The organism is Thermosynechococcus sp. B3, assembly GCF_030323045.1.
In the GTDB taxonomy this organism is placed as follows: domain Bacteria; phylum Cyanobacteriota; class Cyanobacteriia; order Thermosynechococcales; family Thermosynechococcaceae; genus Thermosynechococcus.
The window spans coordinates 1,417,935-1,431,279 of sequence record NZ_CP097584.1 but is presented as its reverse complement, the minus strand read 5'-3'; the positions used below and the strand labels follow the sequence as shown (position 1 = coordinate 1,431,279).

Genomic DNA, 13,345 nt, shown 5'->3' with positions numbered 1-13,345 from the left:
GAAAAAGGACATGCTCCCTGTAACCATTGATTTTGGCTGCTTTGAGCGCATTCAGCACTTAGGGAAAAGACTGTTAGGGTTTTAGTTCTTAACAAAAATTAATGATTGGCCTTCTATGGGTGAGCCTGATCCTTGTCCACAGGTGTTTTCCCAATTACTATCCCATGATCGGTCTGTTTTAGCGATCGCCCCCCTTGACTGGTACAAATAGAGTGAATGAAAAAGCGGTGATCTAAATGAGTCGTACCCCCTTAATTGAACGTCTTGCGGCTGAAATTGGCCGTGATATCTATATGGATGTGGCCAAATGGCATCTGTATCTCGCTGATGCAAAGCTGGCAACCCCCCTCGCCGAAGCCTTTTTGCCCCTCCTAGAGCAGGGGGAGGTTAATTCGGCACAGGTCACGAGTGTTTTGCAGGAGGTTTCAGTTCCCCTCGGCGGGGGTCAGCAGTCCCTTTCCCTCGATCGCCTGATCCCCAAGGCCAACCAAGAGCTGCTGGTGGAACTGCTCAACCGTTTTCGCCAAGAGGAGCTTTAGCCCTAGTGCACGGTGCCCCATTCCTGTTGGGCATTGACGGGGGGCAACAGATAAATGCGCAGGAGATGACCCGCGATCGCCAACTGGTGAGGAAGCTTCCGCAAGGCCTTCAGCCACTTGGGTTGATTGCTGGCTTCAATGGCTTGGAGTTTTTTATGGATTTCGACACAGCGTTGCAGCCGCGGATAAAAGTCAGGGTGATCGACATTGAGCACCACCGAGAAGGTGCGAGCGGCCGTTTCATTGGTTTTGGCAATGACCTCGCGATCGAATTCCGTGGCATCAAGGCCAAGGGCTTCATAGAATTTGGCACGCTCATGCACCGTCAGCGTATGGGTGGCAAACACCGTCAGCAGGAAGAAGCGCATCCATAGTTTGGCACCCCAGCCTTGAATCAACTGGGGTTGGGAGTGGATCAATGCCTTGAAAATATCGCCGTGGCGGTTTTCGTCTTGGCACCAACTTTCAAAGTAGTTAAAGAGGGGATAGAAGGAATGTTCGGGGTGCTTTTCTAGGTGACGGTAGATGATGATGTAGCGCCAGTAGCCAATTTTCTCCGATAGATAGACGGTGTAGAGCACCCATGGCAGGGGGAAAAACGTGTAGGTGCGCGCCTTGGAGAGATAGCCCAAGTCCATGGCATGGCCAAAATCCATCATTGCCTTGTTGAGAAACCCTGCGTGTCGCGCTTCATCCCGTGCCATGAGGTGAAAGATTTCCGCCAAGAGGGGGTTGCGATTCTTCAGCTTGCGCGAGAGTTCCTTAAAGAGCAAAAACCCTGAAAACTCAGAGACACAGGAACGCTCAAGGTAATCAATAAAGGCTTTGTGGGTCTCTGCATCCAAGGTGTCCCATGTGCCTTTGAAGGAGTCATCGCGGACAAAGTGATGGCGGTTGTAGTCTGCCCGCATTTCCGCCAACATTGCTTCGAGTTGTTCCTGCTGGCGACTCAGGTCAAGTTTTGCTGCGTGTTCAAAATCTGTTGTGTAAAAGCGGGGGGTTAAAAGGTTTTCACGAATGGTTTTAACGCTCTGACTCGCATCGGGATTGGGGGCGATCGCCACCATAAGCTGTTCACTCCTATAGAACTAAACCTATGTAGGTCATACCGTTTTACTATACTATATCCCTCAGGACGGTCAATAACCGTCTTGACGATTTTGCAAAAGTAGGCAGTTTTGTAATGTTTTTTGAAGTTTCACTTGACAGCCATATGGTCAAAAAGTAATACTCACCCTTAGTTTGCCCTTCTGCCCCCGTTCAGCCCACGGCCATTCGCCGCTGGCAGGATGGCTTTGCCTCAAAAAAGATTGTTAAAACTGATTTCAGGAGTTACAGGTATGACCGTGCTCTCTCTTGCGCTGCGGGAAGGAACTGCTGAGGCTCACACCTTGGCCGAACACACCGCCTTCATGAAATGTTTTGTCCGCGGGTTGATTACGCCGAGCCTCTTCCGCCAGTTCTTGGCCAATCTCTACTTTGTGTACACCGACCTCGAAGCTGCCTTAGCCAGTGCTACGGGCGATCGCCTGCGAGCCATGTACTTCCCCGAACTGAACCGCAGTGGCCAACTGGCCGAAGACTTGGCCTTCTACTATGGCGAGGATTGGCGCGATCAGATTACCCCCCTCACGGCCACCCGCGTTTACCTCAGTCGTATTCATGACCTCGCCCAAAGTGATCCTCTGTTGCTCATTGCCCATTCCTACACCCGCTATATGGGGGATCTCTCTGGGGGACAAGCCCTCAGCAAAATTGTGCGTTCGCAGTTGACCCTCCCCGCAGGCAAGGGCACCGCCTTTTACGAGTTTCCAGCCCTGCCAACCCCAGAAGACAAGAAAGCCTTTAAGCAGCGCTATCGGGAAACCTTGGATAGCCTCAGCCTCGATGAGGTCGCGATCGCCCGCATTGTCAAGGAAGCCAACTTTGCCTTTGCCCTCAACTGCCACCTCATGCACGCCCTTGAGTCGGAGTTAAAAGCCACCATTGGCGATCAGATGTGGCAGTCCGTGGTGATCGAGAATCAGCCCAGTCGGCGTGAGCAATCCCGTCCTGAAGCCGTTGCCGTTTAAGGCCCACTGTTGATCTTGTTAGGAGCTTGCAAATATCCATGAGTGTGATTCAGCCGATTCAATTTGATGGGGCACTACTGCAAAAATACGATCGCCCCTTGCCCCGCTATACCAGTTACCCCACGGCTGCCGAGTTTACTGCTGACTTTGATAGCCACTGTTTCCAACGGGAACTGCTGCGGAGTAACGAAGAGCACCTGCCTCTGTCCCTCTACGTGCATATTCCCTTTTGCCAGACCGCCTGCTATTTTTGCGGTTGCAATGTCATCGTCACCCAAAGCCAAACCATTGCCAAAACCTACTTGGATGCCTTAGCAGAGGAAATTGCCCAAGTGGCGGCACGGCTGGATCGCACTCGTCCAGTGATTCAAATGCATTGGGGCGGCGGTACCCCCAACTATCTCACCATTGAGCAAGTGGAATCCCTGTGGCGGACGCTCACCCACCACTTTGAATTTGCCAAGGATGCCGAAATTTCTATTGAGGTGAATCCCCGCTATATCAACCGCGAGTATCTCTTTCGCTTGCGCGATCTGGGCTTCAACCGCATCAGCTTTGGTGTGCAAGACTTTGATCCTCAAGTTCAACTTGCCGTCAATCGGGTGCAGCCAGAGACGTGGCTGTTTCAAGTGATGGAGTGGATTCGCGCTGCCGAGTTTGAGAGTGTCAACATTGACCTGATCTATGGCCTGCCTTTTCAAACGGTGCAATCTTTTGAAACCACGATTGCCAAAACAGTGCGCCTTGACCCCGATCGCATTGCGGTCTTTAACTTTGCCTATCTTCCCAATTTGAAACCCATCCAAAAGCGAATTGACCCCGCTACCCTACCCGATGGCACGACCAAACTGGCCATTTTGCAGCGGGTCATTGAAACGCTGACTAGCCAAGGTTATCAGTACATTGGCATGGATCACTTTGCTAAGCCCACCGATGAGCTGGCGATCGCCCAAGCAGCTGGAACCCTCAAGCGCAACTTTCAGGGCTATACGATCCTGCCCCCCGCAGATTTGATTGGCTTTGGTCTCACCTCAATTAGCATGTTGCAGCAGGCCTATGCCCAAAACCAGAAGCACCTAGCCACCTACTTTAGTAACATTGCGTCGGGGCAATTGGCCACAGAACGCGGGATTCAATTACACCCTGAGGATGTGCTGCGCCGCACCATCATCATGGAGCTGATGTGTCAATTTACCTTGGACAAGGGGGCGATCGCCCGCCAGTTCAATCTCGATTTTGATACCCACTTTGCCCCTGAGTTAACTGCACTGCAGGAATTGGCTGCCGATGGTCTCATTCACTTGGGGCGCGATCGCGTGGAAGTTACCTCTGTGGGTCGGCTCCTGATTCGCAATGTGGCTGCCCTCTTTGATACCTACCTGCAACACAAATCTGGTAAGACATTTTCTAAGGCCATTTAGGCTCAGCCGAGGATTGTCTTGGTGGCTCAAATTCTCTAGATTACACTTGATTTCAACTTGCGTCTAAATCTGCAAACGGTGTTGAGGAGTGCCCATGTCATCATCCCTAGAATTCCAACCTGAAACTGCCCGCCTCAATTGGGCTTTTGTGCTTTTTTTAACGACGGTCCATGGCTTAGCCGTAGTTGCCCTCTTCTTTTTCTCTTGGTCAGCCTTGGCGGTCACCATCTTTCTGCACTGGCTCTTTGGTAGTATCGGCATTTGCTTGGGATACCATCGCCTCTTGAGTCACCGCAGTTTTCAAGTGCCCCAGTGGTTGGAGTACATCATTGCTGTTTTGGGTGCCTTGGCCATGCAGGGAGGTCCCATTTTTTGGGTTGCCGGTCACCGCTTGCACCATGCCCACACCGAAGATGAAGTCAAAGATCCCTACTCAGCGCGGCGGGGCTTTTGGTGGAGCCATATGCTCTGGCTGGTCTATCCCCACCGCCAATTTTTTGATGCTGAGGAGTATGCCCGCTATGCCCCGGATTTGACACGAGATGCCTTTTACCGCTGGCTCGATCGCTACTTTTTGCTGCTGCAAGTGCCCCTTGCGTTGCTGCTCTATGGCCTAGGGGGTTGGTCATGGCTGCTGTGGGGGATGTTTGTGCGGGCGGTCTTCCTCTGGCACAGCACTTGGTTTATCAACTCCGTGACCCACAAATGGGGCTACCGCCGCTTCGATACGCCGGATAACTCCCGCAATCTCTGGTGGGCAGCACTCCTTACCTATGGTGAAGGTTGGCACAACAACCACCACGCCTATCCCCACGTGGCCAAGGCCGGCTGGTACTGGTGGGAAGTGGATCCCACTTGGTGGGTGATTCGCACACTCCAAGCACTGGGGCTTGCCTCCAAGGTACAGTTGCCCCCCTCCACCGCCCTGTCTAAGTTACCGTAAATTGCCTCGGCTCCGTTGGGCGATCGCCAAATTGCTCAGGCGCTTGAGGCCAACCTCCTCAGCGGTCATTAACTCTGTCCACAGGGCATTCACCTTGGGGTTAGTTGGCTGTTGCTGCCGCAGTTTGACCAATGTCTCGAGGGCATCGTACCACAGACCATGGCTAGCCAGCAGGTTATAGCGTTCTACAGGACTGGTTTGGCGCAGTTGCTTGTTCAAGGTCGCTGGTAGTGCCACCCGCTGTACCCAACCTTCCACAAAGCGAATCTGTGATGGATCAGGATCCCGGGGATTACAAATGAGACTCACCGTCCAGCGGTAATCCACCCCCTCCTGTAGGGGCGGTACGTCACCCGCCAACGTAATACTGTCTAGGCGCGGGCGATGGGCCATCGGAAACTGCTGCTTGTAAATTTGCACCTGCGTCCCATCGGCAAGGTTCTGAAAGAGGGCAAACTCCAGAGCTTGGTAATTATTGGCGGGTAAATACCAGTAAAACGTGGGACGATTGGCTGCCGTTAAACCAATATTACTTGCTGGTACTAAGGCGGTTAAATCCGGTTCGTTCGCCGCTGTTTGCACTCTACAGACGCCGCGAGTGGCTGCCCCCTCCCGATTCCCCGGCCGGGATAGGTTTTTCGGGGGCGTGAATCCCGCCCAACTCAGACCCACATCGAGGATGAGTACGGCCAAGCTCCAAGGAACGAAATATCGCAGTGACGTGAACATAGGGCGTTTCATAGGTCAAGATCCTTAATGAAAAGCGGTAGCGGGAAGTGTTAGGGGGGCTTATCGTTAATCTTTGGTCATTTCCCTACCTGCCACACTACTACCATAGGAGTTGGGTGTGGGCTGCGGGGTGATAGCGCCAACGAGAGGGTGATGATGTCCATCACGTACTGGTATTGCGCTGGCTCACAACCTGAGTAGTTTTCCAGACGAGGACAGCACCCTAGCAGTTCCAAAGTGGCGCGGGCATGATGTCAGCAGCAGGCATATTAGCAAAGGGCTATCTCTATACTGGAAAGTACCTATAGAATTTTTGCGCTGAGCGCTGTTCCCACTACTTTTCTAAATTTCTTGATCTAGTGGTGTTGCGTGACTCCTCGCTGTGAACACTCTCTCCCTTAAGTGGTTTCTCTTGCCCCCCCTCAGTGTTGTGGCGGGTCTCAGCATCTTTTTGGCGGGATCAAGGGGGCTGTCGGCAACGGCAGCAGAACGGATTATTTTTCGCTATGGCCCTTTGGAGCGATCGCTCCCCATTGCTGATTTAGAACGCTTTGCTACCACTGGCCAAGCCTCCCCAGAACTCGCCAGCTATTTACGGTTATTGCCGCCTGTGCATCAGCAGCAATTGCGGTTGGCCTTACAAGAACGGCTGCGATTGTCCCCCGTGGCTGTTGCCCAACTGTTGTACTCCCCCCTAGGTCAAGAATTGATGGTGCAAGCGGGTCGGATCCTCGAAACCCAAAGCCGTCAAGAAAATGCCCTTGCCCTGCGATCAGCCCTGATTCTCGCTGCCACTGATCCCAAGGGTCTCACCGCGTTGAGTGTGATGCGCCATTACCCCTCCCGCAGTATCCGCTTTGACCTCAAGGAAGGACTCGTGATTCTCAAAAACTTCCAGCAGACAATCCGCGAAACAGAGACAATTCTGGATGTTGTTCGTCAACAGGCGATCGCAAATCAGCCAGAATCTATTCCTGCCAGTGTGCAATCACTGCTCCAACCGGGGCCTTGGCGGTGGCTAGAGATGCCTTGGACAGCGGTGGATGAATCGCCTCGGCGGTTGCAGTTGACGGGACATTCCCGCCCCATTGCAGCGGATCTCTATCTACCCATCGTTCCTGCGGGACAGCGGGTTCCAGTGGTCATTGTTTCCCATGGACTGGGGGCAAGTCGCTACAGCTATCGCTATTTGTGTCAACATCTGGCCTCCCACGGTTTTGCGGTGATTGCCCTTGAGCACGTTGGTAGCTCGACCCGGCAGGTACTGTCCTTTCCCATGGGCTATGTCAGTCCAAGGATGGCGGCCCAAGAATTTCTGGATCGCCCCCTCGATGTCACGTTTGTCCTCAATCGTTTAGGGACATTTCCTGAGCAACTCTATCCTTGGGCAGGGCGGCTAAATTTGGAGCGGGTGGCAATGATTGGTCAGTCCTTTGGCGGCTACACGGCTCTCACCCTCGCGGGGGCACCGTTGGATTTTCAACAACTGCGGCGACATTGCACAAGAAGTGTTCTCGACTCGTTTAATGTGTCACTGCTGCTCCAATGCCAAGCGCAAGCATTACCACCAAAGGTCTATTCCCTACAGGATCCCCGTGTGCAAGCGGTGATTGCTGTTAACCCGATTACCAGTGCTGTCTTTAGTCCTGAATCCTTGAGGCAGTTGAAAATTCCCGTTATGTTTGTGGCTGCCAGTGACGATACGATCGCCCCAGCGGTCGAGGAGCAAATTTATCCCTTTACATGGCTGACGACGCCCGATCGCTACTTGGTGTTGATAGACGATGCCACCCATTTTTCAACCATTGGTGAGGCAGGTCAAAATGAACCGGTGTTGCCTGTGCCCCAGTCACTTGTCGGTGCCATGCCCCCGCGATCGCGCACCTATCTGCGAGGATTGAGCTTAGCCTTTTTACGCTTGCACCTTCTAGGGGATGAACAGGCACGGCAATGGCTGACACCGGCCGCAGCAATGGCGTTGAGTTCGCCCACCCATGGCCTGAACCTGACCCAATCCCTAGCCCCAGAACTGTTGGAAAAGGTTCCACAGGCAGCGAAGTAATGATCAACTCGACTGTGAATGCTAAATCCCTGATGGTAGTGGGAACCACGTCCCATGCGGGTAAATCTCTCCTCACAGCGGTGATTTGTCGTTGGCTGGCGCAGCAGGGCTACCGTGTCACTCCCTTTAAGGGACAGAATATGGCCTTGAATGCTTACGTCACCCGTGAGGGCGGTGAAATTGGCTATGCCCAAGCAATGCAGGCCTGGGCGGCAGGGATAGAACCCGAAGTGGCGATGAACCCGATTCTCCTCAAGCCCCAAGGCAACATGACCTCCCAAGTGATTCTCAAGGGGCAGGTGGCGGGGGTCACCCAAGCAGCAGACTACTATCGGGACTATTTTGAGCGGGGTTGGCAGGCGATTACCGAGGCCTTGGCGGATCTGCGACAACGCTTTGACTGGATTGTGTGTGAAGGTGCAGGGTCACCCGCAGAAATTAATCTCAAGCACCGCGATCTCACCAATATGCGGGTGGCGACGTATCTTGGGGCACCGACGATCCTTGTGGCGGATATTGATCGGGGGGGCGTCTTTGCCCATATTGTCGGGACATTGATGCTTCTTGATCCTGCTGAGCGATCGCTCATTCAGGGGATTGTCATTAATAAATTTCGTGGCCAGCGATCGCTCCTTGACAGTGGTGTGCAATGGCTAGAGGAGACTACAGGAGTACCGGTTTTAGGGGTGATTCCCTGGCTCGAGCACCACTACGCTGCCGAGGATTCTCTCGATCTGTGGGATCCGCGTCCCCAACGCCAAGGGGCAGACTTGAAAATCACCGTCATTCGGCTGCCGCGCATTGCCAACTTCACCGATGTGGATCCCCTCCTAGCGGAACCCAGTGTCTCCCTTGAGTTTCTACCCCCCCATCGTCCCTTGGGGCAACCCGATGCCGTGATCCTGCCGGGGACGAAAACGACGATTGCCGATCTCCACGTCCTACGGCAAACGGGGATGGCAGAGCAACTACAAGCCTACGCTGCCCAAGGGGGAACCATTCTCGGTATTTGCGGTGGGTGGCAGATTTTGGGTATCACCATCAGCGATCCTCTAGGCCTAGAGGGCTGCCCCGGCACCTATAAAGGACTGGGACTCATGCCACTGCACACGCAATTGGGGGTAAGCAAATGTACCCAGCAACAACAAACCCAATCCATTTATTTCCCCGGTCCTGAGCCGATCGTGGGCTATGAAATTCACCAAGGCCAAAGTGAATACACAGGCGATCTCAACGGTTGGCAGCCCCTTTTTTCTGCTTCAGAACTCGGCCTTGTTAACACAGCGGGCACGCTTTGGGGCACCTACCTGCATGGGCTATTGGAAAATGGTGCTTGGCGCCGCCATTGGCTGAATGGGTTGCGATCGCGCCGTCAACTGCCCCCCCTACCCACAGCCATTCCCCACTATGCCGAGCAACGGACTGTTGCACTGGATCAACTTACAGAAGCCGTGATGGCTCATCTGAACCTAGGGAGCATTTGTAAATTATGTTGATGTAAAAATTTCAAATTGTTAGCAATTGTCATCCCTTGCAAATGACTCCCCTAGACTGAGGAACGATGTGCTGATGATAGGGAGTGCAAAAGAACAATGACAGTGGCTGCTTCTTGGTCAGTGGGAATCTTAATTGTTTCAGCGATCGCCGCTCTGAGTGGCTTAAGCTGGCTCTTGTACACAGCTTATCAAGAGGAAAAACAATGTCCCCTGCGGGAGTATTCCCCCCAAGAGGCCTATGGTGAAACCCTTTGGCGCATGATCTTTGTCTATTGGCTCGTCTATTGTGGTGCGCGGGGTCTGCAAATCGCTGTACCATTAGAAGGCACCGATTTAGGTCAAATGTGCAAAATCACCGCACTCTTGGCCTTTTTGCTCACCACCTCTTCGCTGCTTTGCTTACCGATGCACTATTGGCAGGCACGTCAGCGCCAGCAACAACTCAATTAAGTCTAATTCAGTCTCGATTCTCTGCCGACACAGTTCAATGTGGTCTGACCTGCTCCAACAACTCCTCGATCGCCAAGCCCTGACGCAAGAGCAGGCCACCCAGTTAATGCAAGGATGGCTGGCAGCAGAAATTCCCGATGCCCTCGCCGGTGCCATTCTCACGGCACTCCAGTTCAAGGGGCTGACGGTTGAGGAACTCACGGGCATGGCCAAGGTATTGCTGGCTCAGTCCGCCGCTGCGCCGCTAAATTTAGCCGAACCCCTCATTGATACCTGCGGCACTGGGGGCGATCGCGCGGGTACCTTTAATATCTCCACAGCGGTTGCCTTTGTTGTCGCAGCAGCCGGTGTCAAAGTGGCTAAGCACGGCAATCGTTCCGTCTCTAGCCGCGTCGGTTCAGCGGATGTCCTTGAGTGCCTTGGGATCAATCTTGCTCACAGCGATCCCGCCTTTTTGCTCAAGGAAGTGGGGATTACGTTTCTCTTTGCCCCCGGTTGGCATCCCGCCATGAAAGCCGTGGCTCCCCTGCGCCGTACCCTGAAAATTCGCACCGTCTTTAATCTCCTCGGTCCTTTGGTGAATCCGCTCCACCCCACAGGGCAGGTGATTGGTGTCTTTAGCGATCGCTATCTTGAAGCCATGGCCGGCGCCCTCCAACGTCTCGGACGCCAACGCGGGATTGTCCTCTATGGTCGCGAAGGAGTGGATGAAGCCACCCTCGGCAATATGACCGATCTTGTCATGTTTAGTAGCCCTGAGGAATCGCTGCGCCAAGAAGTCCTTGATCCCCAAGCCTTGGGACTCGCCAGTGCCCCCCTGAGGGATCTGGCTGGAGGAGATGTCCAGACCAATGCCGAGATTCTTACCCAAGTTCTGCAGGGCAAAGGCACAACGGCTCAGCAGGATGTGGTGGCGCTCAATGCCGCCTTAGCTCTCTACGTGGCAGCAGTCGTTCAAGATTGGTGGGAAGGGGTGGATCGGGCAAAGGCAATTCTGGCCAGTGGTGCCGCCTGGGACAAGCTACAGGCACTTGTTACACTGTCTAACCAATCCTAGGAAAACCTCTGTGGTGTCTGCCTATTTGCCCCCTTGGTGTGTTTTAGATCCCCTCTTGGATCAATGGTTACAGGAGGACATCGGTCGGGGCGATCGCACCACCCAAGCCCTGCATCTTCAGGATCGCCAAGGAAAAGCCCACATCCGTCTCAAAAGTCAGGGAGTGATTGCCGGTCTGCCCATTGTGGAGCGGGTGTTTCAACGCCTGACAGCAGCAGTAGTATTTACCTACGAGCAGGCTGAGGGCACCCTTTGTGAGGCGCCGACAATTGTTGCTCGCATTGAAGCTCCCCTAGAAACCTTACTCCTTGGCGAACGGCTGGCCCTCAATTGCTTGATGCGCCTCAGTGGCATTGCCACCCTCACCCATACCTATGCCCAGCAAATTGCTGACTTGCCGACGCAACTCGTCGATACCCGCAAAACAACGCCCGGACTGCGCCTGTTAGAAAAATATGCAGTGGCGGTGGGGGGCGGTGTCAACCATCGCTTTGGCCTTGACGATGCAATTATGATCAAGGACAACCACATTGTGGCAGCGGGGGGCATCACGGCTGCGGTTGAAAAAGTCCGCCAAGCCAGTCCCTTTCCCTTGGCGATTGAGGTGGAAACCGAGACCCTAGAGCAGGTGCGTGAAGCGGTTTCCCTTGGGGTGGATGGGATCATGCTCGACAATATGCCGATTCCAGAGATGGCAAAAGCCGTGGCCTTGATTCGTGCTGCAGCTCCCCACATTAAAATTGAGGCCTCTGGCAATATCACCTTGGAAACCTTGCGCTCGGTGGCCTTGACGGGGGTAGACTACATCTCCACCAGCGCGATGATCACGCGTTCCCCTTGGCTAGACTTTAGTTTGACCATTCTTTGAGTCCTGTCCACCTCTTGCCCACAACGTTAGTACCTATTTTGGGAGGTTGCCCGATGTTGAAATCCATGAGAATGCCGCAGCTGGTTCAGCTCAAACCCTGGGAGTTAGTGGTGTCGCTGATTGCAGTGGTGATTGCGGTACCGATTTTGGTCATTCTCAGTCAACTCTTTGTGAATACGGGTGACACTTGGCACCATTTGGCCACAACCGTTTTACCCGACTATTTACTCAACTCCCTCTGGCTGATGTTGGGGGTGGGAGCAGGGGTGATTGTCATTGGTGTCAGTACTGCTTGGCTGGTCACCAACTGTCAGTTTTGGGGGGTGCGCTGGTGGCAATGGCTACTGTTAACCCCCTTGGCAGCACCCGCCTATGTTTTGGCCTATACCTATACGGAGTTTTTCGCCTTTGAAGGTCCCATTCAGGGGTGGCTACGGGAGGTGACAGGCTGGGGCTACGGTGACTACTGGTTTCCCAATATCCGCTCCCTTGGCGGGGCGATCGCCATGCTCACCCTCGTTCTCTATCCCTATGTCTTTCTCTTGGCGCGGGTAGCCTTTTTGGAGCAGGCCACCTGTAGCTTAGAGGCCAGTCGTTCCCTTGGCTGTGGGCCTTGGCGCAGCTTTTGGACGGTGGCGCTGCCCCTTGCTCGGCCAGCGATCGCTGCGGGTACAAGCCTCGCCCTCATGGAAACCCTCAATGATTTTGGTACTGTGCAGTACTTTGGTGTGGATACCTTCACCGTCGGCATTTACCGCACTTGGTTTGGCATGGGCGATCGCGTGGCGGCGGCGCAGTTGGCCTCAGTTTTGGTGGTGATTGTTTTTGCCCTGCTGCTCGTGGAGAAATGGTCTCGGGGCAAGGCACGCTATTACAATCGCGGGGGCGATCGCCCCATTCCCTACGTGCTCAAAGGCTGGCGAGCCGCTTTGGCTTGGCTGGTCTGTGCCCTACCGGTGTTCTTTGGTCTTCTACTCCCCGGCGGGTTACTCCTCTACTTGGCCATCAGCTACCAACAACTGCACCTCAGCCGTGAATTTTTAGAACACGCCAGCCACAGCTTGATTTTGGCCACCCTCTCTGCGGTTTTGGCGGTGGGCATTGCCCTGCTCTTGGCCTATGGGCATCGCTTGCTGCCAACGGTTTGGGTGCGTTGGGGAACACAGATTGCGGCGATGGGCTATGCCATTCCCGGTACGGTGATTGCGGTGGGGATTCTCATGCCCTTGGGGTGGCTAGATAACGTCATTAACGATGTCACTGAGCACCTGTGGGGGGTGGAAGTGGGCTTGATTCTCAGTGGCACAATCACAGCCCTGATCTATGCCTACTTGGTACGCTTTTTGGCGGTTTCCTTGGGCAGTGTGGAGGCCAGCCTAGTGAAGATTCGTCCGTCCTTGGATGAGGTGGCGCGGACATTGGGGCGATCGCCCTGGAATATTCTGCGCACGGTTCACTTGCCGCTGATGGTGCCCGGCCTTTTTACCGCTGCCCTGATGGTCTTTGTCGATGTGATGAAGGAATTGCCTGCAACATTGGTGATTCGTCCCTTTAACTTTGATACCCTAGCCATACAGGTTTACCGCTTTGCCTCTGATGAGCAACTTCCCGAAGCCGCCTTAAGTGCTTTGGCCTTGGTGGTCGTCGGTCTCATTCCGGTCATTTGGCTGGGACGGCAAACCCGCTGGGCAGATTAGGGAGTTCGGTT

At 54.0% G+C, this 13,345-nt stretch carries 12 protein-coding genes; 10 read left to right on the top strand and 2 right to left on the bottom strand.

Translation table 11 applies throughout. The features are described 5' to 3' along the window. The first annotated feature begins 236 nt into the window (after positions 1–236). The gene (locus M0646_RS07220) at positions 237–539 is read left to right on the top strand and encodes a DUF3181 family protein (RefSeq protein ID WP_149819480.1); all 303 of its coding nucleotides are present in this window, start codon (positions 237–239) and stop codon (positions 537–539) included. A gap of 2 nt (positions 540–541) precedes the next feature. On the opposite strand, the gene acsF is transcribed toward M0646_RS07220, so the two are convergent. Further along, the gene (gene acsF / locus M0646_RS07215; protein WP_286625120.1) at positions 542–1,606 is read right to left on the bottom strand and encodes a magnesium-protoporphyrin IX monomethyl ester (oxidative) cyclase; all 1,065 of its coding nucleotides are present in this window, start codon (positions 1,604–1,606) and stop codon (positions 542–544) included. A gap of 273 nt (positions 1,607–1,879) precedes the next feature. Here acsF and M0646_RS07210 point away from each other — a divergent pair, with 273 nt between their 5' ends. From M0646_RS07210 to M0646_RS07200, 3 genes are all read left to right on the top strand, one after another. After that, positions 1,880–2,611: a heme oxygenase (biliverdin-producing) gene (locus M0646_RS07210; protein ID WP_286625119.1), complete on the top strand. Its 732-nt coding sequence runs from the start codon at positions 1,880–1,882 to the stop codon at positions 2,609–2,611. Between the two features lie 38 nt (positions 2,612–2,649). Beyond that, positions 2,650–4,032 (top strand): oxygen-independent coproporphyrinogen III oxidase, encoded by a 1,383-nt coding sequence (gene hemN, locus M0646_RS07205; RefSeq protein WP_286649457.1) that lies wholly within the window; start codon positions 2,650–2,652, stop codon positions 4,030–4,032. Positions 4,033–4,126: 94 nt separating this feature from the next. Next, positions 4,127–4,975, top strand: a complete 849-nt coding sequence (locus M0646_RS07200; protein WP_286649456.1) for a fatty acid desaturase — start codon at positions 4,127–4,129, stop codon at positions 4,973–4,975. Here M0646_RS07200 and M0646_RS07195 read toward each other — a convergent pair. Next, a complete protein-coding gene (locus M0646_RS07195; RefSeq protein ID WP_226971905.1) occupies positions 4,967–5,704 on the bottom strand; it encodes a DUF928 domain-containing protein in 738 nt (245 codons plus the stop codon). The genes M0646_RS07200 and M0646_RS07195 overlap by 9 nt on opposite strands. Positions 5,705–6,086: 382 nt before the next feature. Here M0646_RS07195 and M0646_RS07190 point away from each other — a divergent pair, with 382 nt between their 5' ends. From M0646_RS07190 to M0646_RS07165, 6 genes are all read left to right on the top strand, one after another. Next, positions 6,087–7,766 carry an alpha/beta hydrolase gene (locus M0646_RS07190; RefSeq protein ID WP_286649455.1) on the top strand — a complete coding sequence of 560 codons (1,680 nt, stop codon included), beginning with the start codon at positions 6,087–6,089 and terminating at the stop codon, positions 7,764–7,766. Further along, positions 7,766–9,262, top strand: a complete 1,497-nt coding sequence (locus M0646_RS07185; RefSeq protein ID WP_286649454.1) for a cobyric acid synthase — start codon at positions 7,766–7,768, stop codon at positions 9,260–9,262. Before M0646_RS07190 ends, M0646_RS07185 begins: the two co-directional genes overlap by 1 nt. A 96-nt stretch (positions 9,263–9,358) precedes the next feature. Beyond that, positions 9,359–9,712, top strand: coding sequence for a hypothetical protein (locus M0646_RS07180; protein ID WP_149819466.1), 354 nt, complete (start codon positions 9,359–9,361; stop codon positions 9,710–9,712). A gap of 37 nt (positions 9,713–9,749) precedes the next feature. Next, positions 9,750–10,769 carry an anthranilate phosphoribosyltransferase gene (trpD, locus tag M0646_RS07175; RefSeq protein ID WP_286649453.1) on the top strand — a complete coding sequence of 340 codons (1,020 nt, stop codon included), beginning with the start codon at positions 9,750–9,752 and terminating at the stop codon, positions 10,767–10,769. A gap of 13 nt (positions 10,770–10,782) precedes the next feature. Next, positions 10,783–11,637 carry a carboxylating nicotinate-nucleotide diphosphorylase gene (gene nadC / locus M0646_RS07170; RefSeq protein ID WP_315863181.1) on the top strand — a complete coding sequence of 285 codons (855 nt, stop codon included), beginning with the start codon at positions 10,783–10,785 and terminating at the stop codon, positions 11,635–11,637. 53 nt (positions 11,638–11,690) lie between these two features. Then, positions 11,691–13,334: an ABC transporter permease gene (locus M0646_RS07165; RefSeq protein ID WP_399373702.1), complete on the top strand. Its 1,644-nt coding sequence runs from the start codon at positions 11,691–11,693 to the stop codon at positions 13,332–13,334. The last annotated feature ends 11 nt before the right edge of the window (positions 13,335–13,345 follow it).